General features: G+C 56.6%; 36 protein-coding genes and 1 pseudogene. 34 read left to right on the top strand and 3 right to left on the bottom strand.

Going from position 1 to position 24,695, the window contains the following annotated elements; all coding sequences use genetic code 11:
- The first annotated feature begins 42 nt into the window (after window positions 1-42).
- From rpsJ to bfr, 30 genes and pseudogenes are all read left to right on the top strand, one after another.
- Window positions 43-354 carry a 30S ribosomal protein S10 gene (gene rpsJ, locus AB4N92_RS09145; protein ID WP_003186070.1) on the top strand — a complete coding sequence of 104 codons (312 nt, stop codon included), beginning with the start codon at window positions 43-45 and terminating at the stop codon, window positions 352-354.
- An 81-nt stretch (window positions 355-435) separates the two neighbouring features.
- Entirely contained in the window at window positions 436-1,071 is a 636-nt protein-coding gene (gene rplC / locus AB4N92_RS09140) for a 50S ribosomal protein L3 (RefSeq protein ID WP_003194649.1), read from the top strand.
- A 12-nt stretch (window positions 1,072-1,083) separates the two neighbouring features.
- Window positions 1,084-1,686 carry a 50S ribosomal protein L4 gene (gene rplD / locus AB4N92_RS09135; RefSeq protein ID WP_003176424.1) on the top strand — a complete coding sequence of 201 codons (603 nt, stop codon included), beginning with the start codon at window positions 1,084-1,086 and terminating at the stop codon, window positions 1,684-1,686.
- Window positions 1,683-1,982: a 50S ribosomal protein L23 gene (gene rplW, locus AB4N92_RS09130; protein WP_002555488.1), complete on the top strand. Its 300-nt coding sequence runs from the start codon at window positions 1,683-1,685 to the stop codon at window positions 1,980-1,982. Before rplD ends, rplW begins: the two co-directional genes overlap by 4 nt.
- Window positions 1,983-1,996: 14 nt before the next feature.
- Complete coding sequence (gene rplB / locus AB4N92_RS09125; protein ID WP_003186055.1) at window positions 1,997-2,821, top strand: 50S ribosomal protein L2; 825 nt, start codon at window positions 1,997-1,999, stop codon at window positions 2,819-2,821.
- Between the two features lie 16 nt (window positions 2,822-2,837).
- Complete coding sequence (gene rpsS, locus AB4N92_RS09120; RefSeq protein ID WP_003232420.1) at window positions 2,838-3,113, top strand: 30S ribosomal protein S19; 276 nt, start codon at window positions 2,838-2,840, stop codon at window positions 3,111-3,113.
- A gap of 11 nt (window positions 3,114-3,124) precedes the next feature.
- On the top strand, window positions 3,125-3,457 hold the full coding sequence (gene rplV, locus AB4N92_RS09115; RefSeq protein WP_003103908.1) for a 50S ribosomal protein L22: 333 nt from the start codon (window positions 3,125-3,127) through the stop codon (window positions 3,455-3,457).
- Window positions 3,458-3,470: 13 nt separating this feature from the next.
- Window positions 3,471-4,157, top strand: a complete 687-nt coding sequence (gene rpsC / locus AB4N92_RS09110) for a 30S ribosomal protein S3 (RefSeq protein ID WP_003176422.1) — start codon at window positions 3,471-3,473, stop codon at window positions 4,155-4,157.
- Between the two features lie 12 nt (window positions 4,158-4,169).
- Window positions 4,170-4,583 (top strand): 50S ribosomal protein L16, encoded by a 414-nt coding sequence (gene rplP / locus AB4N92_RS09105; protein ID WP_003176421.1) that lies wholly within the window; start codon window positions 4,170-4,172, stop codon window positions 4,581-4,583.
- The gene (gene rpmC, locus AB4N92_RS09100; protein WP_002555481.1) at window positions 4,583-4,774 is read left to right on the top strand and encodes a 50S ribosomal protein L29; all 192 of its coding nucleotides are present in this window, start codon (window positions 4,583-4,585) and stop codon (window positions 4,772-4,774) included. The genes rplP and rpmC overlap by 1 nt, the downstream gene beginning before the upstream one ends.
- 2 nt (window positions 4,775-4,776) lie before the next feature.
- Window positions 4,777-5,043 (top strand): 30S ribosomal protein S17, encoded by a 267-nt coding sequence (gene rpsQ, locus AB4N92_RS09095; RefSeq protein ID WP_003176419.1) that lies wholly within the window; start codon window positions 4,777-4,779, stop codon window positions 5,041-5,043.
- 23 nt (window positions 5,044-5,066) lie between these two features.
- The gene (rplN, locus tag AB4N92_RS09090) at window positions 5,067-5,435 is read left to right on the top strand and encodes a 50S ribosomal protein L14 (RefSeq protein WP_002555479.1); all 369 of its coding nucleotides are present in this window, start codon (window positions 5,067-5,069) and stop codon (window positions 5,433-5,435) included.
- An 11-nt stretch (window positions 5,436-5,446) separates the two neighbouring features.
- Entirely contained in the window at window positions 5,447-5,761 is a 315-nt protein-coding gene (gene rplX / locus AB4N92_RS09085; RefSeq protein ID WP_003176416.1) for a 50S ribosomal protein L24, read from the top strand.
- A gap of 22 nt (window positions 5,762-5,783) precedes the next feature.
- Window positions 5,784-6,323, top strand: a complete 540-nt coding sequence (gene rplE, locus AB4N92_RS09080; protein WP_003194642.1) for a 50S ribosomal protein L5 — start codon at window positions 5,784-5,786, stop codon at window positions 6,321-6,323.
- A 13-nt stretch (window positions 6,324-6,336) separates the two neighbouring features.
- Window positions 6,337-6,642 (top strand): 30S ribosomal protein S14, encoded by a 306-nt coding sequence (gene rpsN, locus AB4N92_RS09075; protein WP_003176414.1) that lies wholly within the window; start codon window positions 6,337-6,339, stop codon window positions 6,640-6,642.
- Window positions 6,643-6,848: 206 nt separating this feature from the next.
- Window positions 6,849-7,241 (top strand): 30S ribosomal protein S8, encoded by a 393-nt coding sequence (rpsH, locus tag AB4N92_RS09070; RefSeq protein ID WP_010206883.1) that lies wholly within the window; start codon window positions 6,849-6,851, stop codon window positions 7,239-7,241.
- Between the two features lie 12 nt (window positions 7,242-7,253).
- Window positions 7,254-7,787, top strand: coding sequence for a 50S ribosomal protein L6 (gene rplF, locus AB4N92_RS09065; RefSeq protein WP_003194640.1), 534 nt, complete (start codon window positions 7,254-7,256; stop codon window positions 7,785-7,787).
- 10 nt (window positions 7,788-7,797) lie between these two features.
- Window positions 7,798-8,148: a 50S ribosomal protein L18 gene (rplR, locus tag AB4N92_RS09060; RefSeq protein ID WP_003186037.1), complete on the top strand. Its 351-nt coding sequence runs from the start codon at window positions 7,798-7,800 to the stop codon at window positions 8,146-8,148.
- A 3-nt stretch (window positions 8,149-8,151) separates the two neighbouring features.
- Window positions 8,152-8,652 (top strand): 30S ribosomal protein S5, encoded by a 501-nt coding sequence (gene rpsE, locus AB4N92_RS09055; protein ID WP_003176409.1) that lies wholly within the window; start codon window positions 8,152-8,154, stop codon window positions 8,650-8,652.
- Between the two features lie 2 nt (window positions 8,653-8,654).
- Complete coding sequence (gene rpmD, locus AB4N92_RS09050; RefSeq protein WP_003176408.1) at window positions 8,655-8,831, top strand: 50S ribosomal protein L30; 177 nt, start codon at window positions 8,655-8,657, stop codon at window positions 8,829-8,831.
- Between the two features lie 3 nt (window positions 8,832-8,834).
- The gene (rplO, locus tag AB4N92_RS09045; protein ID WP_003176407.1) at window positions 8,835-9,272 is read left to right on the top strand and encodes a 50S ribosomal protein L15; all 438 of its coding nucleotides are present in this window, start codon (window positions 8,835-8,837) and stop codon (window positions 9,270-9,272) included.
- Complete coding sequence (gene secY / locus AB4N92_RS09040; protein WP_003194637.1) at window positions 9,273-10,601, top strand: preprotein translocase subunit SecY; 1,329 nt, start codon at window positions 9,273-9,275, stop codon at window positions 10,599-10,601.
- A 28-nt stretch (window positions 10,602-10,629) separates the two neighbouring features.
- Window positions 10,630-10,746, top strand: a complete 117-nt coding sequence (gene rpmJ, locus AB4N92_RS09035; RefSeq protein ID WP_002555468.1) for a 50S ribosomal protein L36 — start codon at window positions 10,630-10,632, stop codon at window positions 10,744-10,746.
- A gap of 129 nt (window positions 10,747-10,875) precedes the next feature.
- Window positions 10,876-11,232, top strand: coding sequence for a 30S ribosomal protein S13 (rpsM, locus tag AB4N92_RS09030; protein ID WP_003194635.1), 357 nt, complete (start codon window positions 10,876-10,878; stop codon window positions 11,230-11,232).
- A 30-nt stretch (window positions 11,233-11,262) separates the two neighbouring features.
- Entirely contained in the window at window positions 11,263-11,652 is a 390-nt protein-coding gene (gene rpsK, locus AB4N92_RS09025) for a 30S ribosomal protein S11 (RefSeq protein WP_002555466.1), read from the top strand.
- Window positions 11,653-11,670: 18 nt separating this feature from the next.
- Window positions 11,671-12,291, top strand: coding sequence for a 30S ribosomal protein S4 (gene rpsD, locus AB4N92_RS09020; protein WP_003176404.1), 621 nt, complete (start codon window positions 11,671-11,673; stop codon window positions 12,289-12,291).
- 22 nt (window positions 12,292-12,313) lie between these two features.
- Entirely contained in the window at window positions 12,314-13,315 is a 1,002-nt protein-coding gene (locus AB4N92_RS09015; RefSeq protein WP_003176403.1) for a DNA-directed RNA polymerase subunit alpha, read from the top strand.
- A 41-nt stretch (window positions 13,316-13,356) separates the two neighbouring features.
- Window positions 13,357-13,743, top strand: a complete 387-nt coding sequence (gene rplQ, locus AB4N92_RS09010) for a 50S ribosomal protein L17 (protein ID WP_003176402.1) — start codon at window positions 13,357-13,359, stop codon at window positions 13,741-13,743.
- A gap of 238 nt (window positions 13,744-13,981) precedes the next feature.
- Window positions 13,982-15,429 (top strand): annotated as a pseudogene (locus tag AB4N92_RS09005) (catalase).
- Window positions 15,430-15,584: 155 nt separating this feature from the next.
- On the top strand, window positions 15,585-16,049 hold the full coding sequence (gene bfr / locus AB4N92_RS09000) for a bacterioferritin (protein ID WP_003176400.1): 465 nt from the start codon (window positions 15,585-15,587) through the stop codon (window positions 16,047-16,049).
- Window positions 16,050-16,115: 66 nt separating this feature from the next.
- Here bfr and uvrA read toward each other — a convergent pair whose 3' ends face one another.
- Window positions 16,116-18,950, bottom strand: a complete 2,835-nt coding sequence (gene uvrA, locus AB4N92_RS08995) for an excinuclease ABC subunit UvrA (protein WP_010206877.1) — start codon at window positions 18,948-18,950, stop codon at window positions 16,116-16,118.
- 178 nt (window positions 18,951-19,128) lie between these two features.
- On the opposite strand from uvrA, the gene AB4N92_RS08990 reads away from it, so the two are divergent.
- Together AB4N92_RS08990 and AB4N92_RS08985 are read left to right on the top strand one after the other, a co-directional pair.
- Complete coding sequence (locus AB4N92_RS08990) at window positions 19,129-20,523, top strand: MFS transporter (protein WP_010206876.1); 1,395 nt, start codon at window positions 19,129-19,131, stop codon at window positions 20,521-20,523.
- 9 nt (window positions 20,524-20,532) lie between these two features.
- A complete protein-coding gene (locus AB4N92_RS08985) occupies window positions 20,533-21,048 on the top strand; it encodes a single-stranded DNA-binding protein (protein WP_003232445.1) in 516 nt (171 codons plus the stop codon).
- Window positions 21,049-21,138: 90 nt separating this feature from the next.
- Here the strand turns inward: AB4N92_RS08985 and AB4N92_RS08980 are convergent, their stop codons facing one another.
- Window positions 21,139-22,074, bottom strand: a complete 936-nt coding sequence (locus tag AB4N92_RS08980) for a hypothetical protein (RefSeq protein WP_021492992.1) — start codon at window positions 22,072-22,074, stop codon at window positions 21,139-21,141.
- Between the two features lie 182 nt (window positions 22,075-22,256).
- Between AB4N92_RS08980 and tam the strand changes: the two genes are divergently transcribed.
- Complete coding sequence (gene tam / locus AB4N92_RS08975) at window positions 22,257-23,018, top strand: trans-aconitate 2-methyltransferase (RefSeq protein ID WP_042570817.1); 762 nt, start codon at window positions 22,257-22,259, stop codon at window positions 23,016-23,018.
- Between the two features lie 21 nt (window positions 23,019-23,039).
- On the opposite strand, the gene AB4N92_RS08970 is transcribed toward tam, so the two are convergent.
- Window positions 23,040-23,603, bottom strand: coding sequence for a cysteine hydrolase family protein (locus AB4N92_RS08970; RefSeq protein WP_042570818.1), 564 nt, complete (start codon window positions 23,601-23,603; stop codon window positions 23,040-23,042).
- A 97-nt stretch (window positions 23,604-23,700) separates the two neighbouring features.
- On the opposite strand from AB4N92_RS08970, the gene AB4N92_RS08965 reads away from it, so the two are divergent.
- A complete protein-coding gene (locus AB4N92_RS08965; RefSeq protein WP_137206169.1) occupies window positions 23,701-24,660 on the top strand; it encodes a GlxA family transcriptional regulator in 960 nt (319 codons plus the stop codon).
- Window positions 24,661-24,695 lie beyond the last annotated feature (35 nt).

Raw genomic sequence — 24,695 nt, 5'->3', positions numbered from 1 at the left:
GTATTGCGCTCGCTGGGAATAGCAGCCGGAGTCTGAAATCCAATGCAAAATCAGCAAATCCGTATCAGGTTGAAGGCTTTTGACCATCGCCTGATCGACCAATCCACCCAGGAAATCGTGGAAACCGCGAAACGTACTGGTGCTCAAGTGCGTGGTCCAATTCCACTGCCTACCCGTAAAGAGCGGTTCACCGTTCTGGTCTCCCCGCACGTCAACAAAGACGCGCGTGACCAGTACGAGATCCGTACTCATAAGCGCGTACTGGACATCGTCCAGCCAACGGATAAAACCGTTGATGCACTTATGAAGCTCGATCTGGCGGCCGGTGTGGAAGTACAGATCAGCCTCGGCTAAGACTTGGGTCTTAGTCGTGTAACGCTCTGAAATGGGCGGCCATAGCGGGTGAAAGCCCCGTACACTCATGAGGTTTACAACATGACTATTGGTGTAGTCGGTCGTAAATGCGGTATGACCCGTATTTTCACCGAAGAAGGTGTCTCCATTCCGGTCACGGTCATTGAGATCGAGCCGAATCGCGTCACCCAGTTCAAAACTGAAGAAACCGATGGCTATCGTGCAGTGCAAGTCACTGTCGGCGAGCGTCGTGCTTCGCGTGTGACTGCTGCTCAAGCAGGTCACTTCGCTAAAGCAAACGTTGCAGCTGGTCGCACTGTTATGGAGTTCCGTCTCGAAGATGGCGACTACCAGGCTGGCGATCTGATCAACGCTGAAATCTTCGCTGCTGGTCAACTGGTTGATGTAACCGGTCAGTCCAAAGGTAAAGGCTTCCAGGGTACGATCAAGCGTTGGAATTTCCGTGGCCAAGACAACACTCACGGTAACTCCGTCTCCCACCGCGTCCCGGGCTCTATTGGCCAGTGCCAGACTCCTGGTCGTGTATTCAAGGGCAAAAAAATGTCCGGTCATATGGGCGCTGAGCGCGTGACCGTGCAGTCCCTCGAAGTAGTGCGCGTCGACGCTGAACGCAATCTGTTGTTGGTCAAGGGTGCTGTTCCTGGCGCTACTGGCGGCAACCTGGTTGTACGTCCAGCGGCCAAGGCTCGCGGTTAAGGGGAAGCTGACATGCAATTAAATGTAAATGACGCTCAAGCGATCGAAGTTTCCGAACTGACATTTGGCGGCGAATTCAACGAGACGCTGGTTCACCAAGCAGTCGTGGCCTACATGGCCGGCGGCCGTCAAGGTAGCAAGCAGCAAAAGACCCGTTCCGACGTACGTGGTGGCGGTAAGCGCCCTTGGCGTCAGAAAGGTACTGGCCGTGCTCGTGCCGGTACTATCCGTAGCCCAATCTGGCGTGGCGGTGGTACCACTTTCGCAGCTCGTCCGCAGGATCACTCGCAGAAGCTCAACAAGAAGATGTACCGCGCAGCTCTGCGCTCCATCCTTGCTGAACTGGTGCGTACTGACCGTCTGGTCGTGGTTCAGGACTTCGCTGTTGAAAGCCCGAAAACCAAAGATCTGCTGGGCAAACTGAACAACATGAGCCTGACCGATGTTTTGATCGTGTCTGAAGCTGTTGATCAGAACCTGTACCTGGCTGCTCGTAACCTGCCACACGTTGATGTACGTGACGTGCAAGGTTCCGATCCAGTTAGTCTGATCGCATACGACAAGGTGTTGATCACCGTGTCGGCCGTGAAGAAATTCGAGGAGCTGCTGGGATGAACCAGGAACGCGTATTTAAAGTTCTGCTTGGCCCGCACGTTTCCGAAAAGGCTACGGTTCTGGCTGACAAGAAAGGCCAGTTCGTTTTCAAGGTTGCAACTGACGCAACCAAGCTGGAAATCAAGAAGGCCGTCGAAAGCCTGTTCAGCGTGAAAGTAGAGCGTGTTACTACCCTGAATGTTCTGGGTAAGAGCAAGCGCACTGCTCGCGGTCTGGGCAAGCGTAATGACTGGAAGAAGGCAGTTATCTCCCTTCAGCCAGGCCAAGATCTCGATTTCAGCAGCAGTGCTGAGTAAGGAAGGGGTGCATCATGGCAATCGTTAAATGCAAACCGACTTCCCCTGGCCGCCGTTTTGTGGTCAAGGTGGTCAACCAGGAGCTGCATAAAGGCGCTCCTCACGCACCGCTGCTCGAGAAAAAATCGAAGTCTGGTGGTCGTAACAACAATGGTCGTATTACCACTCGTCACATCGGTGGTGGCCATAAGCAGCATTATCGTCTGGTTGATTTCCGTCGCAACGACAAAGATGGCATCGCTGCCACTGTCGAGCGTATCGAATACGATCCAAACCGTACTGCTCACATCGCTCTGCTGCTGTACGCAGATGGCGAGCGTCGCTACATCATCGCCCCTAAAGGCGTGAGCGCTGGCGACCAGCTGATCGCAGGTGCCTTGGCACCGATCAAGCCGGGCAACGCTCTGCAACTGCGCAACATTCCAGTTGGTAGCACCGTACACGGCATCGAATTGAAGCCAGGTAAAGGCGCGCAAATCGCTCGTTCCGCTGGTGCTTCGGCTCAGCTGATCGCTCGTGAAGGTGTCTACGTGACCCTGCGTCTGCGTTCTGGTGAGATGCGTAAAGTGCTGGCTGAATGCCGTGCGACCCTGGGCGAAGTCTCGAACTCCGAGCACAGCCTGCGTTCGTTGGGTAAAGCTGGTGCCAAACGCTGGCGTGGCGTTCGCCCAACCGTTCGTGGTGTTGCCATGAACCCGGTTGACCACCCACACGGTGGTGGTGAAGGTCGTACCTCTGGTGGTCGTCATCCGGTATCGCCATGGGGCTTCCCGACTAAGGGCGCGAAGACTCGTGGTAATAAGCGTACCGACAAAATGATCGTCCGTCGTCGCAAGTAAATAGAGGGATACGACAGTGCCACGTTCTCTGAAAAAAGGTCCTTTTATTGATCTTCACCTACTGAAGAAGATCGAAGTGGCGGCGGAAAAGAACGATCGCAAACCAGTTAAGACCTGGTCGCGTCGTTCGATGATCCTGCCACAAATGGTCGGTCTGACCATCGCTGTACACAACGGTCGCTTGCACGTCCCAGTTCTCGTGAACGAAGACATGGTCGGCCACAAACTAGGCGAGTTTGCCGGTACCCGCACTTATCGTGGGCACGTGGCAGACAAGAAAGCCAAGCGTTAAGGGGTAAGGAAATGGAAGTAGCCGCTAAGTTGTCGGGCGCTCGAATCTCCGCCCAGAAAGCCCGCTTGGTCGCCGACCAGATCCGCGGGAAGAAGGTGGGCGAAGCGCTCAACCTGTTGGCTTTCAGCAGTAAGAAAGCCGCCGAGATCATGAAGAAAGTGCTGGAGTCGGCCGTAGCCAACGCCGAGCATAACGAAGGCGCAGACGTTGATGACCTGAAGGTCAGCACCGTTTTCGTCAACGAAGGGCGTTCGCTGAAGCGCATCATGCCACGTGCCAAAGGCCGTGCTGATCGCATCGTCAAGCGGTCTTGCCATATCACTGTCAAGGTTGCTGACAAGTAACGGAGTCGAAGAGATGGGTCAGAAAGTACATCCCATTGGCATTCGCCTGGGAATCGTCAAGGAGCACACCTCCGTCTGGTACGCAGACGGTCGGACTTATGCGGACTATTTGTTCGCTGATCTGAAGGTGCGTGAGTATCTCCAAGACAAACTAAAAAGCGCGTCCGTAAGCCGTATCGATATCCATCGTCCGGCCCAAACTGCACGTATCACCATCCACACCGCTCGTCCAGGTATCGTTATCGGGAAGAAAGGTGAAGATGTTGAGAAACTGCGTCAGGACCTGACCAAGCAAATGGGTGTGCCTGTGCACATCAATATCGAAGAGATCCGCAAGCCGGAGCTCGACGGTATGCTGGTTGCGCAGAGCGTAGCTCAGCAGCTGGAGCGTCGCGTAATGTTCCGTCGCGCTATGAAGCGCGCTGTACAGAACGCCATGCGCATTGGTGCCAAAGGCATCAAAATCCAAGTGAGCGGTCGTCTCGGCGGTGCTGAAATCGCACGTACTGAATGGTATCGCGAAGGTCGTGTGCCACTGCACACCCTGCGTGCCGACATCGACTATGCCAACTACGAAGCTCACACCACTTACGGTGTGATCGGTGTAAAGGTTTGGATCTTCAAAGGCGAAGTAATTGGTGGTCGCCAAGAAGAACTGAAACCACAAGCACCAGCGCCTCGTAAAAAAGCTGCTAAGTAAGGGGTACGCCAAATGTTGCAACCTAAGCGTACGAAGTTCCGCAAGCAGATGACAGGCCACAACCGTGGTCTGGCTCAGCGCGGTAGCAAAGTCAGCTTCGGCGAGTTCGCGCTGAAGTCTGTAGCTCGTGGTCGTCTCACCGCTCGTCAGATCGAGTCAGCGCGTCGTGCTCTGACCCGTCACGTAAAACGTGGCGGCAAGATCTGGATCCGTGTATTCCCGGACAAGCCGATCTCCAAAAAACCTCTCGAGGTTCGGATGGGTAAAGGTAAGGGTAACGTGGAATACTGGGTAGCCCAGATTCAGCCAGGCAAAGTCCTGTATGAAATCGAGGGTGTTTCTGAAGAGCTGGCGCGTGAGGCTTTCGCCCTGGCTGCTGCAAAGCTGCCGCTCGCCACCTCCTTTGTTAAACGGACGGTGATGTGATGAAAGCGAATGAACTTCGTGAAAAATCCGCACAGCAGCTGAACGAGCAACTGCTCGGCCTGCTGCGCGACCAGTTCAATCTGCGTATGCAGAAAGCAACTGGCCAGTTGGGGCAGTCTCATCTGCTCTCGCAAGTTAAGCGTGACATCGCTCGCGTGAAGACTGTGCTCAACCAGCAGGCAGGTAAGTGATCATGGCTGAAGCCGAAAAGACTGTCCGTACGCTGACTGGCCGTGTTGTCAGCGACAAGATGGACAAAACCATCACCGTTTTGATCGAGCGTCGCGTTAAGCACCCGATCTACGGTAAATACGTTAAGCGTTCGACTAAGCTGCACGCGCACGACGAAACCAATCAGTGCCACATCGGCGACAAAGTCACTATTCGTGAAACTCGTCCGCTGGCCAAGACCAAGTCTTGGGCACTGGTTGATGTTCTCGAACGCGCTGTGGAAGTCTAAGGACTAGGGGTCGGAGAAATTATATGATTCAGACTCAATCCATGCTCGATGTGGCCGATAACAGCGGCGCTCGCCGTGTTATGTGCATCAAGGTGCTGGGTGGCTCCCATCGTCGTTACGCTGGTATCGGTGACATCATCAAAGTTACCGTCAAGGAAGCAATTCCTCGCGGTAAAGTGAAAAAAGGCCAAGTGATGACTGCTGTTGTAGTCCGCACTCGTCACGGCGTACGTCGTGCTGATGGCTCCATTATCCGCTTTGATGGCAACGCTGCTGTTCTTCTGAACAACAAGCAAGAGCCGATCGGCACCCGTATCTTTGGGCCAGTGACCCGTGAACTTCGTACTGAGAAGTTCATGAAGATCGTCTCGCTCGCCCCAGAAGTGCTGTAAGGAGATCCGACATGCAAAAGATTCGTCGTGACGACGAGATCATCGTGATCGCCGGCAAAGACAAAGGTAAGCGCGGTAAGGTGCTTAAGGTTCTCGCTAATAACCGTCTGGTTATCGGTGGTCTGAACCTGGTCAAGCGTCATACCAAGCCTAACCCGATGTCGGGCGTGCAGGGCGGTATCGTCGAGAAAGAAGCTCCGCTGGACGCTTCTAACGTCGCCATCTTCAACGGCGAAACCAACAAGGCTGACCGCGTTGGTTTCAAAGTAGAAGACGGTAAGAAAATTCGTGTCTTCAAGTCGACCCAAAAAGCGGTTGATGCTTGAACACTGCTAGGTAGATTAGACCATGGCACGACTACAAGAGATTTACCGGAAGGAAATCGCCCCTAAGCTTAAGGAAGAACTTAAGCTTGGGAACGTGATGGAAGTTCCGCGCGTTACCAAAATCACCCTGAACATGGGTCTGGGCGAAGCGATCGGTGACAAAAAAGTCATCGAGCACGCTGTTGCTGACCTGGAAAAGATCACCGGCCAGAAAGTCGTTGTGACCTACGCTCGGAAATCCATCGCTGGCTTTAAAGTCCGTGAAGGTTGGCCGATCGGCGTCAAAGTGACCCTGCGCCGTGAGCGTATGTACGAATTCCTGGATCGTCTGCTGTCGATCTCCCTGCCTCGGGTCCGCGACTTCCGCGGCCTGAATGCCAAGTCCTTCGATGGTCGTGGTAACTACAGCATGGGCGTGAAAGAGCAGATCATCTTCCCGGAAATCGACTACGACAAGATCGATGCTCTCCGCGGTCTGGACATCACCCTGACCACCACTGCCAAGAACGATGATGAAGGTCGCGCCCTGTTGCGTGCTTTCAAATTCCCGTTCCGCAACTGATTGGAGTAGGACCATGGCCAAGATGAGCATGAAAAACCGCGAGCTGAAGCGTCAGCTCACGGTTGCCAAGTACGCCAAGAAGCGTGCAGCACTGAAAGCAATCATCGTTGATCTGAACGCAAGTCCAGAAGCGCGTTGGGAAGCTACAGTTGCTCTGCAGAAGCAGCCACGTGACGCAAGCGCTTCGCGCATGCGTAACCGCTGCCGCCTGACCGGTCGTCCACACGGCGTTTACCGCAAGTTCGGCCTCGGCCGTAACAAACTGCGTGAAGCGGCAATGCGTGGTGACGTACCAGGTCTGGTTAAAGCCAGCTGGTAAGTACTTTCAACGTCCAGGGGGTCAATGTCGCAAGATACTGACCGCCGGTGACCTTGAATCTGGAACAAGCCCCTTTTGGGGCTTGTTTCATTTCTGGAGTGTGTCTAAAATACGCGGCTCGCCTGAGCCCGTGTTTTTTACCCGGAGATTCTCGGCGACATATGTAGCCGCAAGGCTAATTTTTTTGTATTAGGAGCGTCTAGCCCATGAGTATGCAGGACCCGTTAGCGGACATGCTAACTCGTATCCGTAATGCCCAGATGGCTGAAAAGTCCGTCGTAAGCATGCCATCTTCCAAGTTGAAGGTAGCTGTTGCCAAAGTCCTGAAAGACGAAGGCTACATTGCGGGTTATCAGATCAGCAGCGATGTTAAAGCTCTGCTGTCCATCGAGCTGAAGTACTTCGAAGGCCGTTCGGTCATCGAGGAAGTGAAGCGCGTTAGCCGTCCAGGCCTGCGTCAGTACAAGTCCGCTGAAGATCTGCCGAAAGTTCGTGGCGGTCTGGGCGTGTCTATCGTCTCCACCAACAAAGGTGTGATGACGGATCGTGCTGCGCGCGCTGCCGGTGTCGGCGGCGAAGTTCTTTGCACTGTGTTCTAAGGGGGGATAAGCATGTCTCGCGTCGCTAAGAACCCCGTTAAGCTGCCAGCCGGTGTCGAAGTCAAATTCGCAGGCCAACAGCTTTCGGTGAAGGGTGCCAAGGGTACTCTTGAACTGAACATCCATTCGTCCGTTGAGATCGTTGAAGAAGCTGGTGAGCTGCGTTTCGCTGCTCGCAATGGCGATCAACAAACTCGCGCAATGGCCGGTACCACGCGTGCGTTGGTAAACAACATGGTCCAAGGCGTAAGCCAAGGCTTCGAGCGTAAGCTCCAGCTGGTCGGTGTTGGTTACAAAGCGCAAGCAAAAGGCACGGTTTTGAACCTGGCCCTTGGCTTCTCGCACCCTGTGGATTACGAACTGCCAGCGGGCATCACTGCTGAGACCCCTAGCCAGACCGATATCCTGATCAAGGGCATCGATAAGCAGCTGGTAGGTCAAGTGGCCGCTGAGATCCGCGACTTCCGTCCACCAGAGCCGTACAAAGGCAAAGGTGTGCGCTACGCGGACGAAGTCGTCCGTCGTAAAGAAGCCAAGAAGAAGTAGGGCATAGCAAATGACCGACAAAAAAGTTACTCGACTGCGTCGCGCTCGCAAAGCACGCCTGAAAATGCACGAACTCGAAGTCGTGCGTCTCTGCGTGTTCCGCTCGTCGCAGCACATCTACGCCCAGGTCATCTCGGCCGACGGCAACAAAGTCCTGGCAAGCGCCTCGACTTTGGATAAAGAACTGCGTGATGGTGCCACCGGCAACATCGACGCGGCCACAAAGGTTGGCCAGCTGGTCGCTACGCGTGCTAAGGCCGCTGGCGTCTCGCAAGTGGCTTTCGACCGCTCTGGCTTCAAGTACCACGGTCGCGTGAAAGCGCTGGCTGATGCTGCTCGTGAAGCTGGGCTGGAGTTCTAAGTTATGTCAAATAACGACCAAAAGCGCGACGAAGGCTACATTGAGAAGCTGGTTCAAGTTAACCGCGTAGCCAAAACCGTTAAAGGCGGCCGTATCTTCACTTTCACCGCGTTGACCGTGGTTGGTGATGGTAAGGGCCGTGTTGGCTTCGGCCGTGGCAAGTCGCGTGAAGTGCCTGCTGCGATCCAGAAGGCAATGGAAGCTGCTCGTCGCAACATGATCCAAGTTGATCTGAACGGCACCACTCTGCAGTACGCAATGAAGTCCGCCCATGGCGCTTCGAAGGTGTACATGCAGCCTGCTTCTGAAGGTACCGGTATCATCGCTGGCGGCGCTATGCGTGCTGTTCTCGAAGTTGCTGGCGTTCAGAACGTTCTGGCCAAGTGCTACGGCTCGACTAACCCGGTAAACGTGGTTCACGCCACTTTCAAAGGTTTGAAAGCTATGCAATCTCCTGAGTCCATCGCTGCCAAGCGTGGCCTGACTGTCAAGGAGATCTTCTGATCATGGCTACCGTTAAAGTAACGCTGATCAAAAGCATGACCGGCCGCATCCCTAACCACAAACTGTGTGTTAAAGGTCTGGGTCTGCGTCGCATCGGTCACACTGTAGAAGTCCAGGATACTCCCGAGAATCGCGGGATGATCAACAAGGCTTACTACATGCTGCGTGTAGAGGGTTAATCGATGAAACTCAATGATCTGAGTCCAGCGCCGGGTTCCCGTCGCGAAAAGCATCGTCCGGGCCGTGGTATCGGTAGCGGTTTGGGTAAGACTGGTGGCCGTGGCCACAAAGGTCAAACCTCCCGCTCCGGTGGCACCATCGCTCCAGGCTTTGAAGGCGGTCAACAGCCGCTGCATCGTCGCCTGCCTAAGTTCGGTTTCGTATCCCTGAAGGCCATGGACCGCGCAGAAGTGCGTCTGTCCGAGCTGGCTAAAGTGGAAGGCGACATCGTTACTGTGCAGACCCTGAAAGATGCCAACGTGATCAACGTCAACGTACAGCGTGTGAAAATCATGCTGTCCGGTGAAGTGACTCGCGCTGTCACTATCGGCAAGGGAATCGGCGCCACCAAAGGTGCGCGTTCGGCTATCGAAGCAGCTGGCGGCAAGTTCGAGGAATAAATGGCTAAGCAAGGTGCTCTCTCAGCGCTCGGCAAAGGCGGTATGTCTGAACTTTGGGCTCGTCTGCGTTTTCTGTTCCTGGCGATTATCGTCTACCGAATAGGCGCACACATCCCGGTTCCAGGTATCAACCCGGACCGACTCGCAGACCTGTTTCGACAGAATGAGGGGACCATTCTTAGCTTGTTCAACATGTTTTCCGGCGGCGCGCTGGAACGGATGAGCATTTTTGCATTGGGGATCATGCCGTACATTTCGGCATCGATCATCATGCAACTGATGACCGCCGTCAGCCCGCAGCTGGAGCAGTTGAAGAAGGAAGGTGAAGCTGGCCGTCGCAAGATTAGCCAGTACACCCGCTACGGCACTGTCGTTCTCGCCTTGGTCCAAGCTATCGGCATGTCCGTTGGTCTGGCCGGGCAGGGCGTTGCGTTCACTGGTGACTTTGGCTTCCATTTCGTCGCGGTATCCACATTTGTGGCTGGTGCGATGTTCATGATGTGGCTGGGTGAGCAGATTACTGAGCGTGGTGTTGGCAACGGTATCTCGATGTTGATTTTCGCAGGTATCGTCGCCGGTCTTCCGAGAGCGATTGGGCAGTCTTTCGAGTCTGCACGTCAGGGTGATATCAACATTTTCGCCTTGGTTGCCATCGGTTTGCTGGCAGTAGCGATTATCGGTTTTGTGGTGTTCATTGAGCGTGGCCAGCGTCGTATTGCTGTTCACTACGCCAAGCGTCAGCAGGGCCGCAAGGTTTTTGCTGCGCAGACCAGCCACTTGCCGCTGAAAGTGAATATGGCCGGTGTAATTCCGGCAATTTTCGCGAGCAGCATTTTGCTGTTTCCGGCTTCGTTGGGTACCTGGTTTGGTCAGTCCGAAAATATGGGCTGGCTGCAGGACCTCTCTCAGTCGATCGCTCCTGGTCAGCCGTTGAATATTCTGCTGTTTAGTGCAGGGATTATTTTCTTCTGCTTCTTCTATACGGCGTTGATGTTCAATCCGAAAGACGTAGCGGAAAACCTGAAGAAGTCCGGTGCCTTTATTCCGGGCATCCGTCCAGGTGAGCAGTCTGCACGCTACATTGATGGTGTTCTGACTCGTTTGACCCTGTTCGGTGCTCTATATATGACGGCCGTGTGCTTGTTGCCCCAGTTCCTGGTGGTTGCAGCAAACGTTCCGTTCTACCTTGGCGGGACCTCGTTGCTGATCGTGGTCGTGGTTGTGATGGACTTCATGTCCCAAGTACAATCGCACCTCGTTTCGCACCAGTACGAATCCCTGATGAAGAAAGCCAACCTGAAGGGCTACGGCAGCGGCATGTTGCGCTGAGTACCCCATAAGGTTCGAGGAGTTGGTGATGAAAGTTCGTGCATCGGTGAAAAAGCTGTGCCGTAACTGCAAGATTATTCGCCGCGAAGGTGTTGTTCGAGTAATTTGCAGCGCGGAACCGCGTCACAAACAGCGCCAAGGCTGAGTGTGATCCGCTTGAAGCCCGGCAGCTAGTGCGCTGCCGGGTTGATTATTTGTTATTACAGCGATATTATCTCGCGCCCTATTTCTTGGCTTCCGGGGCGTAGGTAGCTGTCAATTGGAGTCCCACTGAATGGCCCGTATTGCAGGCGTTAACATTCCAGATAACAAGCACACTGTTATCTCGCTGACCTACATCTATGGTGTTGGTCGCACTACTGCGCAGAAAATTTGCGCAGTTGCTGGGGTAAACCCAGCCGCTAAGATCAAGGATCTGAGCGACGAGCAGATTGAACAGCTGCGTGGCGAAGTGGCGAAGTTCACCACTGAAGGTGACCTGCGTCGCGAAATCAACATGAAAATCAAGCGTTTGATGGACCTCGGTTGCTATCGCGGTCTGCGTCATCGTCGTGGTCTTCCAGTACGCGGTCAGCGTACCAAGACTAACGCGCGTACCCGTAAAGGTCCGCGTAAGCCGATCCGCAAGTAATCGCCCCAGCGAATCGACAGGAAAATTATCATGGCAAAACCTGCTGCTCGTCCTCGTAAAAAAGTTAAAAAGACAGTGGTTGATGGCATCGCCCACATCCATGCTTCTTTTAACAACACCATCGTGACCATCACCGACCGTCAAGGTAACGCGCTTTCTTGGGCTACCTCCGGTGGTTCGGGTTTCCGCGGTTCCCGCAAGTCCACCCCGTTTGCTGCTCAAGTAGCTGCTGAACGTGCTGGTCAAGCTGCGCTGGAATACGGCCTGAAAAACCTCGACGTTAACGTCAAAGGTCCAGGTCCAGGTCGTGAGTCTGCTGTCCGTGCTTTGAACGGCTGTGGCTATAAGATCGCCAGCATCACCGACGTGACGCCAATCCCGCACAACGGGTGCCGTCCGCCGAAGAAGCGCCGCGTGTAATCCAGGAGATTGTAAAGAATGGCTCGTTACATTGGTCCAAAATGCAAACTCGCTCGTCGCGAAGGCACCGATCTCTTCCTGAAGAGCGGCGTGCGCGCGATCGAATCGAAGTGCAACATTGAAGCAGCACCTGGTATCCACGGCCAACGCCGCGGTCGCCAGTCCGATTACGGCACCCAACTGCGTGAAAAGCAGAAGGTCCGTCGTATCTACGGCGTTCTCGAGCGTCAGTTCAGCGGCTACTACAAAGAAGCTGCTGGCAAGAAAGGTGCAACCGGTGAAAACCTGCTGCAACTGCTCGAATGCCGTCTGGACAACGTTGTATACCGTATGGGCTTTGGTTCTACTCGTGCCGAATCCCGTCAGCTGGTATCGCACAAGTCGATCAGCGTTAACGGTCAGACCGTAAACGTTCCGTCCTACCAGGTTCGTGCTGGTGACGTGGTCGCAGTTCGCGAGAAAGCAAAAAACCAACTTCGCATTGTCCAAGCTCTCGATCTGTGTGCCCAACGTGGCCGCGTAGAATGGGTAGAAGTAGACACTGAGAAGAAGTCGGGCGTTTTCAAGAACGTTCCTGCTCGCAGTGATCTGTCCGCCGACATCAACGAAAGCCTGATTGTCGAGCTCTACTCCAAGTAAGGGCTAGAAAATAGGTGCATCCATGCAGATTTCGGTAAATGAGTTCCTGACACCCCGCCACATTGATGTGCAGGTTGTCAGTCCAACCCGCGCCAAAATTACTCTCGAGCCTCTCGAGCGTGGTTTTGGCCACACCCTGGGCAACGCGCTGCGCCGCATCCTGTTGTCCTCAATGCCCGGCTGTGCAGTAGTCGAGGCCGAGATTGACGGTGTGCTCCACGAGTACAGCGCCATCGAAGGTGTACAGGAAGACGTAATTGAAATCCTGTTGAACCTTAAAGGTCTGGCTATCAAGCTGCACGGCCGTGACGAAGTTACGCTGACCTTGTCGAAGAAGGGTTCGGGGGTGGTTACCGCTGCCGATATTCAGCTGGATCATGATGTCGAGATCGTTAACCCCGATCACGTAATCGCTAACCTGGCGTCTAACGGCGCCCTGAACATGAAGCTCACCGTAGCTCGTGGTCGTGGTTATGAACCGGCCGACTCGCGTCAGAGCGATGAAGACGAAAGCCGCAGCATTGGTCGCTTGCAGCTTGACTCTTCGTTCAGCCCGGTTCGCCGTATCGCATACGTGGTTGAAAACGCCCGTGTCGAACAGCGTACTAACCTGGACAAGCTGGTTATTGATCTGGAAACCAACGGTACTCTGGATCCTGAAGAGGCTATCCGCCGCGCTGCAACCATTCTGCAACAGCAGTTGGCTGCGTTCGTCGACCTCAAAGGTGACAGCGAACCAGTGGTAATCGAGCAGGAAGACGAGATCGATCCGATCCTGCTTCGCCCGGTTGACGATCTGGAACTGACTGTACGTTCGGCTAACTGCCTTAAGGCGGAAAACATTTACTACATCGGCGACCTGATTCAGCGTACCGAAGTAGAACTGTTGAAGACTCCGAACCTGGGCAAGAAATCCTTGACTGAAATCAAGGACGTTCTGGCCTCCCGCGGTCTGTCCCTCGGCATGCGCCTCGACAACTGGCCGCCTGCAAGTCTTAAGAAGGACGACAAGGCGACTGCCTGATCGTCGTAATCACCGAACGTGAGTTTGGTAAGGAATGAACCATGCGTCATCGTAAAAGTGGTCGTCACCTGAGCCGTACCAGCTCGCACCGCAAGGCCATGTTCCAAAACATGGCGGTGTCGCTGTTCGAGCACGAGCTGATCAAAACTACACTGCCGAAAGCTAAAGAACTGCGTCGCGTTGCTGAGCCGCTGATCACTTTGGCCAAGACAGACAGCCTGGCTAACCGCCGTCTGGCTTTCGACCGTACTCGTTCGAAAGCTATCGTTGGTAAGCTCTTCAACGACCTGGGCAAGCGTTACGCTACCCGTGAGGGTGGCTACCTGCGCATCCTCAAGTGCGGTTTCCGCGCTGGCGACAACGCGCCTATGGCGTACGTCGAGTTGGTTGATCGTGCTACTGCCGGCGAAGCTGTAAGCGCCGAGTAAGACGACAAGCTGTAACGAAGAACCGGGCCTAGTGCCCGGTTTTTTGTGCGCGTAATAAAAGCGCGATGCGTACAAGCTTCCGGGGGTTTAGCTTGGCACTATGACGTTTGGGGAGTTTGGTAGTTATTCTCTATCGATGCCTACAATTTAATGAATTTGTAGACGTCATATTGATGATCAATACTTCCTCCAAGCCGATTAGCCGGCAGTTCCAAGTCCGACCTGAGGGAAATTGAGCATGAGCCAGAACAAAATCCTTACTACCGCCAGCGGCGCGCCCGTTGCGGATAACCAGAATTCCCGATCCGCCGGCCCGCGCGGTCCGCTGCTGCTCGACGATTTTCACCTGATCGAGAAGCTCGCTCACTTCAACCGTGAAAACATTCCTGAGCGTCGTGTGCATGCGAAGGGGTCGGGTGCCTACGGTACTTTCACGGTCACCCAAGACATCACTCAGTACACCAGCGCCAAGCTGTTCGAGTCGGTTGGCAAGCAAACCCCTACCTTCCTGCGGTTTTCCACCGTAGGGGGGAGCGCGGTTCGGCTGATACCGAGCGCGACCCACGTGGTTTCGCCTTGAAGTTCTACACTGAAGAAGGCAACTGGGACATCGTGGGTAACAACACCCCCGTGTTTTTCATCCGCGATCCGTTGAAGTTCCCGGACTTCATCCACACCCAAAAACGCCTGCCGCAAAGCAACCTGAAAAGCGCGCAGATGATGTGGGATTTCTGGTCGCACTCCCCAGAGGCACTGCACCAGGTCACCATCCTGTTTTCGGACCGTGGTATTCCTGACGGCTACCGCCACATGCACGGCTTCGGCAGCCACACCTATAGCCTGATCAACGCCAAGGGTGAGCGTCACTGGGTTAAGTGGCACTACAAAACCAAGCAAGGCATCAAGAACCTGGCGCCGGCCGAAGCGGCACGCCTGGCGGGTACCGACCCTGATTACGCCCAGCGCGATCTGTTCGGTGCGATCGAACGGGGTGACTTCCCGAAATGGCGTGTCTGCATCCAGATCATGACCGAGGCTCAGGCCAACGCTCATTACGAAAATCCTTTTGATGTGACCAAAACCTGGTCGCAGAAGGAGTTTCCGCTGATCGAAGTCGGAGAACTGGAGCTTAATCGCAACCCACAAAACTACTTCGCTGAAGTGGAACAGGCTGCGTTCGGGCCTAGCAACATGGTTCCAGGTGTAGGCCTGTCGCCAGACCGTATGTTGCAAGGCCGTGTGTTCGCGTATGCAGATGCCCACCGCTACCGTGTTGGCACCAACCACCAGCAACTGCCGGTGAACGCCCCACGTAGCCCGGTGAACAGCTATCAGCGTGATGGCTCGATGGCATTCGGCAGCAACGGTGGCGCAGCGCCCAACTACGAGCCGAACAGCTACGCCGATGCGCCGAAACAAGCCCCTCAATACGCTGAGCCTGCTTTGGCCTTGAGCGGTGCGGCAGATCGTTACGATCACCGTGAAGACACTGACTACTACAGCCACGCCGGTGCGCTGTTCCGCCTGATGAACGATGAGCAGAAAGCCTTGCTCACCAGCAATATCGCCGGAGCAATGGGCGGCGTTTCCAGTGATGTGGTCCAGCGTCAATTGCAGCACTTCTACAAGGCAGATCCTGCTTATGGAGAAGCAATCGCAAAGGCACTGGGTGTATCGCTTAACTAACTCTAAACGATAAGCAGAACCGCCCTCATTTGGGCGGTTTTTGCGTTATTTCAGCTACTTTTCTCCGGAAATCTTCACTTTTCTGCCGTTGGTCCCGTGACCTTCAGGTCATCATGGTTCAAACTACAGACTTTCAAGCAGGGAGATGTAGGGCGATGCAAGGTCACCCCGACGTAATCGATTACCTCAACACGTTGCTGACGGGCGAACTGGCGGCTCGTGACCAATATTTCATCCACTCGCGTATGTACGAAGACTGGGGCTTTACCGAGCTCTACGAGCGTATCAACCATGAGATGGAAGAAGAGGCACAGCACGCCGACGCACTGATGCGCCGTATCCTCATGCTCGAAGGCACGCCGCGTATGCGTCCCGATGATCTGGACGTGGGCACAACCGTACCTGACATGCTCGCTGCCGACCTGCGCCTCGAGTACAAGGTCCGTGCCGCGCTCTGCAAAGGCATCGAACTCTGCGAGCAGCACAACGACTATGTTACCCGGGAGATCCTGCGGGTGCAGTTGAATGACACCGAAGAAGATCACACCTACTGGCTTGAAAAGCAGTTGGGCCTGATCAAGCTGATCGGCCTGGAGAATTACCTGCAATCGCAGTTCTGATTTCCGGCTACAAAAAAGCCCCTGTCACCGCAAGGTGACAGGGGCTTTTCATTGGGCCTGAAAAGGTCAGGCCCGGTCGCGTTCCAGCAACGGCTTCAGGTAGTAACCGGTATGCGACTGCGGCATTTCGGAGACCTGCTCCGGCGTGCCTACGGCAATGATCTGGCCACCCTTGGAACCGCCTTCCGGCCCCAGGTCCACCAGCCAATCGGCCGTCTTGATCACATCAAGGTTGTGCTCGATTACCACCACGGTGTTGCCGTGGTCGCGCAGGCGGTGCAGCACGTCCAGCAATTGCTGTATATCCGCGAAGTGCAGGCCCGTGGTCGGCTCATCGAGGATATACAGGGTCTTGCCGGTATCGCGTTTGGACAGCTCGCGAGACAACTTCACCCGCTGCGCCTCACCACCTGACAGCGTGGTCGCCGACTGACCCAGCTTGATATACGACAAACCCACGTCCATCAGCGTCTGCAGTTTGCGCGCCAACGCCGGAACTGCGTCGAAGAACACCCGCGCTTCCTCGATGGTCATCTCCAGGGTTTCGTGGATGCTCTTGCCCTTGTACTTGATCTCCAGGGTCTCGCGGTTGTAGCGCTTGCTTTTGCACACATCGCACGGCACGTAGATGTCCGGCAGGAAGTGCATTTCCACCTTGATCAAGCCGTCGCCCTGGCACGCTTCGCAGCGTCCGCCCTTGACGTTGAACGAGAACCGACCCGGCCCGTAACCCCGTGAGCGGGATTCCGGAACCCCGGCAAACAGTTCACGAATGGGCGTGAACAAACCGGTGTAGGTCGCCGGGTTGGAACGTGGCGTCCGGCCAATCGGGCTTTGGTCGATGTCGACCACCTTATCCAGGTGTTCCAGGCCTTTGATGCTGTCGTGCGCCGCCGCTTCCAAGGTGGTCGCGCCGTTCAGGGCAGTGGCACTCAAGGGAAACAACGTGTTGTTTATGAGCGTCGATTTACCTGAGCCGGAAACACCGGTCACGCATGTCAGCAAACCAATTGGAATTTCCAAGTCGACATTGCGCAAGTTGTTACCGCGTGCGCCCTTGAGGTGCAGCGCCAGCTTCTTGTTACGCGGTGTGCGTTTGGCCGGCACTTCGATCTTGACGCGGCCAGACAAGTATTTGCCGGTCAGCGAGTCCGGGTGAGCCATGACTTCGGCCGGGGTGCCTTCAGCGACAATATGTCCGCCATGCACACCGGCGCCCGGGCCGATATCAACCACGTAATCCGCCAGGCGAATCGCGTCTTCATCGTGTTCGACCACAATCACCGTGTTGCCGATATCCCGCAGGTGTTTCAACGTACCCAGCAGGCGATCGTTGTCGCGCTGGTGCAGGCCAATCGACGGTTCGTCGAGGATGTACAACACACCCACAAGGCCGGCGCCGATCTGGCTGGCCAGGCGGATGCGCTGTGCTTCACCGCCGGACAAGGTATCGGCGCTGCGGTCCAGAGAGAGGTAATCCAGGCCAACGTTGACCAGGAACTGCAACCGCTCGCGAATCTCCTTGAGGATCTTGTCGGCGATTTCTCCACGGCGGCCGGTCAGCTTGAGTACGCCAAAGTATTCGCAGGCATCACCGATCGGCAGGTTGGTCACCGCCGGCAATGTTTTCTCGCCCACCCACACATGCCGCGCCTCACGACGCAGGCGAGTGCCGCGGCAATCCGGGCAAGGTTGTGTGCTGAGGAATTTCGCCAGTTCTTCGCGCACGCTGGCCGATTCGGTCTCGCGGTAGCGACGCTCCAGGTTCGGCACGATGCCTTCGAACGGGTGCGAGCGCTTGACGATATCGCCACGGTCGTTCAGGTACTTGAAGTCGACGTTCTGCGAACCACTGCCGTGCAAGATGACCTTCTGCTGGTCCGCCGGCAGTTGGTTGAACGGTACCTCCAGGCTGAACTTGTAATGCGACGCCAACGACCCCAGCATCTGGAAGTAGTAAACGTTGCGCCGATCCCAGCCGCGTATCGCCCCCTCCGCCAGCGTCATGTCACCGTTGACCAGGCGCTTGATGTCGAAGAACTGCTTCACCCCCAGGCCATCACAGGTCGGGCAGGCGCCGGCCGGGTTGTTGAAGGAGAACAGCTTGGGTTCAAGCTCGCTGATGGCGTGGCCGCAAATCGGGCAGGCAAAGCGCGCGGAGAAGATGATCTCTTCGCCCGGCTCGTCGTCCATCGGCGCCACGAGTGCAATGCCGTCGGCCAGCTTCAGCGCGGTTTCGAAGGATTCCGCCAGGCGCTGCTGCAGATCGGCGCGCACTTTGAAACGGTCAACGACCACATCGATCGAGTGCTTCTTCTGCTTGTCGAGCTTCGGCGCCTCGTCCAGCTCATAGAGCTTGCCGTTGATGCGTGCACGTACAAAACCTTGCGCCCGCAGCTCTTCGAAGACGGAAAGGTGTTCACCCTTGCGCTCACGGATCACCGGTGCCAGCAGCATCAGCTTGGCGCCTTCCGGCTGGGCCAGCACCAGGTCGACCATCTGGCTGACTGTCTGGGCTTCCAGGGGAATGTCGTGGTCCGGGCAACGCGGAATACCCACACGTGCATACAGCAGGCGCAGGTAGTCGTAGATTTCGGTGATGGTGCCCACGGTAGAGCGCGGGTTATGGGAGGTCGACTTCTGTTCGATGGAGATCGCCGGCGACAGGCCTTCAATGGTGTCGACGTCGGGCTTTTCCATCATCGACAGGAACTGGCGGGCATAGGCCGACAGCGATTCCACATAGCGACGCTGGCCTTCGGCATACAGCGTGTCGAACGCCAGGGACGATTTGCCGGACCCGGACAAACCGGTGATGACGATCAGTTTGTCCCGGGGCAGGGTCAGGTCGATGTTCTTCAGGTTGTGGGTTCTAGCCCCACGAATCAGGATCTTGTCCAAGATGGCCTCGCACGGCGGGCGTAAATAATGCCGGAGTATACGGCTAAAGACTGGATGAATATACACTGTCAAAAGGCCGCTTGCAGCCTTAGATGAAAGCTGCGCGGCAAAGCGCCGCATATACCCTCTCAATCGATGGGACTGGTAGAATCGCCGCCGGTTCACATGAGGTTTTTCCATGCACGATCCCCACAGCGAGCGCATGAGTAGCGGCGAGACCCGAGCGGCAAGCGGTCTGGCCCTGGTGTTCGCCTTCCGTATGCTGGGCATGTTTATGGTGTTGCCGGTGCTGGCGACCTATGGAATGGATCTCGCCGGCGCGACCCCCGCATTGATTGGCCTGGCCATTGGCGCGTATGGCCTGACCCAGGCCATTTTCCAGATCCCGTTCGGGATCATTTCCGACCGTATTGGCCGTCGCCCGGTGATCTACCTCGGGCTGATCGTGTTTGCCCTCGGCAGTGTGCTGGCGGCCCAGTCCGACTCCATATGGGGCGTGATTGCCGGGCGTATCCTGCAAGGCGCCGGCGCGATTTCCGCGGCCGTGATGGCCTTGCTGTCGGACCTGACCCGCGAACAACACCGCACCAAGGCCATGGCCATGATCGGCATGACCATCGGTCTGTCGTTTGCCGTGGCCATGGTCGTCGGCCCTTTGCTGACCCGCGCGTTCGGCCTGCACGGACTGTTCCTCGCCACCGGTGGCATGGCGCTGTTCGGCATCGTGATCGTGGCCTTTATGGTGCCGCGCTCCACCGGCACGTTGCAGCATCGCGAATCGGGTGTCGCGCGCAAGGCACTCTTGCCGACACTCAAGCACCCCGACCTGCTGCGCCTGGATTTAGGTATCTTCGTATTACACGCCATGCTGATGTGCAGCTTCGTTGCCTTGCCCCTGGCACTGGTGGAAAAAGCCGGTCTGCCCAAGGAACAGCACTGGTGGGTCTACCTGACAGCGCTGCTGATCTCATTCTTCGCCATGATTCCGTTCATCATTTATGGCGAGAAAAAACGCAAAATGAAACGAATCCTGCTCGGTGCCGTCACGACGCTGATGCTCACTGAGCTATTCTTCTGGCAGTTCGGCGACAGCCTGCGGGCGCTGGTAATCGGCACGGTGGTGTTCTTCACTGCGTTCAACCTGCTGGAGGCTTCACTGCCTTCGCTGATCAGTAAAGTTTCACCGGCCGGTGGCAAGGGCACGGCGATGGGCGTGTATTCCACCAGTCAGTTCCTCGGCTCTGCACTGGGCGGCATCATGGGGGGCTGGATGTTCCAGCATGGCGGTTTGTCGGTTGTCTTCCTCGGATGCGCCGGGCTGGCTGCACTTTGGCTGGCCTTTGCTGTTACCATGCGCGAACCTCCCTACGTCACAAGTTTGCGTTTGCCGCTATCGCCTGAGGCGATCCGCGAAAGCGGCCTGGTAGAGCGCCTTAAGGCCGTCGTAGGGGTAACAGATGCAGTCGTGGTCGCGGAAGAGGCGGCCATTTACATCAAATTGGACACCGAATTATTGGATCGCGCGACGCTCGAGCAACTGGTCAACCCAGTGCCGACAGCGCGCCCAGCCTAGGAGAACGTTATGGCCCGTGGGGTTAACAAAGTCATATTGGTCGGTACATGCGGCCAGGATCCCGAAGTTCGCTACTTGCCTAACGGTAACGCCGTGACCAACCTGAGTCTGGCGACCAGCGAACAGTGGACCGACAAGCAGACTGGCCAGAAGGTCGAGAAAACCGAATGGCACCGCGTGTCGATGTTCGGCAAGGTTGCCGAGATCGCTGGTGAGTACCTGCGCAAAGGTTCGCAGGTCTACATCGAAGGCAAACTGCAGACCCGCGAGTGGGAAAAAGACGGCATCAAGCGTTACACCACTGAAATCGTGGTCGACATGCAAGGCACCATGCAACTGCTGGGCGGCCGTCCGCAGGGCGACCAACAAGGCCAAGGCGGCATGTCCAACTCGGCACCGCGTCCACAGCAGTCCCGCCCACAGCCAAGCCAGCAGCCACAGCGTGAGTCGCGCCCAGCGCCACAACAGGCTGCCCCGCAACCGGCTCCGGATTTCGACAGCTTTGATGACGATATTCCGTTCTGACGGACGACTTCGCGTCAGTATCCATCAAACCCCTGGGTCCCATGACTCAGGGGTTTTTTATTGGGTGTGACACAGGCCTTGGCCATGAGGCTATCGAATCCAATCATCCACGGAGCGTCGTTTGGCTTTCTTGCCTGTCAGCAAGATGGGTTTTCCCCAGTCGAACAATGATGTGGATATCCGATGTTTCTTGCCTTTGAACACGGTGCTGAGCATTGCCCGGATATTCTCCAGCAAGGGAGGTTCAAGATCCGCTTGAAGGGGGTAGCCCTGCGGATAATTTCGCCGTTCGACCCAATACACGATGCGAGAAGTGATGAACAGGAAGAGCATCATCGCGCCCATCGTGAACGGCAGCGTCAAGTACGGCGGGAGGCTCTCGGGCTTGTTCCAGATGACGTCCAGGCCGTAGTCCCGTAGCAGAAGCGCGCCCGCGATGAAGAACCCCGGCAACGTATTGAAGATGAGCAGCAAGCAGGTCAACATCGATAAGCGTTCGAGGAACGGTGCCCTGACTTCCTCCGCCGTATGATCAATCGGACTGTCCTGCCCGATGATTCGCCCTATAACCTTGACTTCGGTCATGGCGTTGCCCGTCACGAAGATGGGCACAATCAGGTACTCACCGGGGTTTATGCAGTCAAAGTCGATGCGTATTGTCGTCGGGCTTGTAATCGTTGCCGCACAGTCGGTCTGGTCTTCGAAAGGGACGGTCTTGGCGCTCACCAGGGTGCAGTCATCGCCGACCTGTATCTGGAGTGGCGCCGATGGCGTCAGGTCCGATTGCACGACCGGTTGATTGCCTTTGTTCCAGATCAGCATGCCGATCACGTACACGCCTCTGTGCTGATTGCCTTCTTCATCACATATGCGAAACGGCAGTTCTTTCGGTATCTCAGCCACGATGCCCCTGAGCAGCAGGCGCGCCTCCAGGCGTTTATGGGGGAGGCTGGGCTTTCGGCCGAACAGCGTGGTGATCAAACGAACAAGTGCAGTAACCGGGGAGAGAAATTCTCCGAGTGTCATATAGGCCTCCCATCCCTAGGCAAAAAACGAGGTATGTCATCTTCAACGTGTCGTGACTATAAACGCTTTGTACCGGGGAGGCTGTTTTCGGGACAGCGGACCAGGCGTGCAGCACTCGGTATTTGTCCTCGAGGCTCACACGATTTAGGCTGGCGCCAACGTCAACAAGATGGAAAGCCGCGATGACCTGGTCTGCCAAGCAATACACACTGTTCGAACAACAGCGCACCCGTCCCGTCCGTGACTTGGTCGCGGCCATTCCGAATGCCGAGGTGCGCAACGCCGTGGATCTGGGCTGCGGCCCCGGTAACTCCACCGAAGTGCTGGCCGAGCGTTTTCCGCAAGCCCATGTCACCGGCATGGACAGCTCCGACGACATGCTGGTGGACGCCCGCAAACGGCTGCCGGCACTGAGCTTCGAACTGGCGGATATAGGTGACTGGAAACCTGTGCAAGCCTTCGATGTGATCCTGGCCAACGCGTCCCTGCAATGGTTACCGGATCACGCCATGCTTTACCCGCACCTGGCCCGCCAACTGACGCCCGGTGGCACGCTGGCGGTGCAAACCCCGGACAACCTCGATGAGCCTGCCCACCGGCTTGCCCGCGACGTCGCGGCCGATGGTCCTTGGTCGGCCAAGATCGGCGCGGTCAAACACAACCAGCGTCATACCGCGAGCTACTACTACGAACTGCTGAGCAAGCATTGCAGTACCGTCGATGTGTGGCGCACCACGTATCAGCACCCGTTGGCGGACCACGCGGCGGTGGTGGAGTGGTTCAAAGCATCGGCGCTCAGACCGTTCCTTGCGCCTTTGACCGACGGCGAGAAAGCCGCCTTCCTGCAGGAATACCAGGCGCGGATTACCCAGGCCTATCCAGCCCTGGCGGATGGCACCGTGTTGCTGCCGTTTCCGCGCCTGTTCATCATCGCGACCCGCTGACGCTAAGACGACAAGTGGCGGTCAAGCCGCCGCCGCTTGCGCTTTCAAGTACTCATCTGCCGACACCACACCCGCATAACCAAAGGCCAGCGACGCCATGTACGCCCCATGCACCTGCGCCGCCGGAATCACCTGGCCATTGAACTCCAGGTCCCGTGTCGCGCACGCGTCATGAATCACCGTGACCTTGTAGCCCAGGTCCGCCGCCGCCCGTACCACGCCGTCGATGCACATGTGGCTCATGCTGCCAACCACTACCAGGTCTGTGATGGTGCGTTGTTCCAGCAGTGCGCGCAGGTTGGTTTCGCGAAACGCATTCACAAAGTGTTTAAGCACCACCGGCTCACTGCCTTCGTTCAGCACCTTGGAATGCAGATGCGCCCCTTCGGAGCCCGGCGTGAAGAACGGCGCGTCATCGGACGTGAACTCATGGCGCACATGAATCACCGCATCGCCTGCCTGGCGAAACGCCTGCAGTACTTGCGCGGCCTTGTCTGCCGCGGCGTCCACGCCGTCGAGTGGCCACTTGCCTTGGGGGAAGTAGTCGTTCTGGATATCGATTAGGATGAGCGCTTGCTTGGCCATGTTGTGTTGCCTCGTGATGGGTTGATGGGCCCAGTATCTTAGCTGGCGCCCGCACCGGGGATTGGCTGCGCCGACAATAACAGGGGGAAAACTGACAATGGTGGTCGTCGAGCTGGGCGTGTTGATCTATCAAGGTGCGCAGTTGGCCGCCGTGCATGGCTTGACCGACCTGTTCGGCGTGGCCAACCGCATCGCCGCCGAACATCAATCCGCGCAATTGCCCTTGCTGCGGGTCAGCCATTGGCAGGTGGATGTTACCGGTAAACCGGCGCGCGTATTCAGCAGTCACCCTGGCCCCGAGCAACCGATGATGGCCGTGCTGGTGCCGCCGTCGATTGGTGAATTCACCGAAGACCAGGCGCCCCTCGCGCTGTTGGAGTGGATTCGCCAGCAACACGCGGCGGGTACGGTGTTGGGCGGTGTGTGCATTGGCTCGATCATGCTGGCGCGCAGTGGGTTGCTTGACGGACGTAGTGCCACCACCCATTGGTCTTCTGCCAAATCTTTCGCCGCCCGTTACCCGGCGGTGCGCCTGGAGGCGGATAAGCCCATCGTCGATGACGGCGACCTGATCACCACTGCCGGCTTGATGGCCTGGTCCGAACTCGGCCTGCGCCTGGTCGACCGCCTGATGGGCCCAAGTATCGCGGCCGATACCGCGCGGTTCCTGGTGATCGAACACAGTGACAGTGCCAGCCAATGCGGCAGTAACTTTGCGCCGATTCTCGGCCACGGCGACACGGCCATCCTCAAGGTTCAGCACTGGTTGCAGGCCAGCGGCGCGGTGGATGTTTCCCTGGCCGCGATGGCCCGGGAAGCCGGTTTGGAAGAGCGCACCTTCCTACGGCGCTTTCGCAACGCCACGGGTTTGAAACCCACCGAATACTGTCAGCACTTGCGCGTGGGCAAGGCGCGGCAGATGCTGGAATTCACTAACGGCACCATCGACCATATCGCCTGGACTGTGGGTTACCAGGACCCGAGTGCCTTTCGCGCCACCTTCAAGAAGATCACCGGCTTGGCGCCCAGCGATTACCGCAGCCGTTTCGGCGTGTGAATCGTGCAGAACGCCGCCGCATCAGAAGGGCGTCG

The sequence above is a fragment of the Pseudomonas sp. S3_A09 genome, assembly GCF_054668065.1.
Note: the sequence above shows the minus strand (reverse complement) of the source record. Positions and strands in the feature narration are given on the sequence as shown.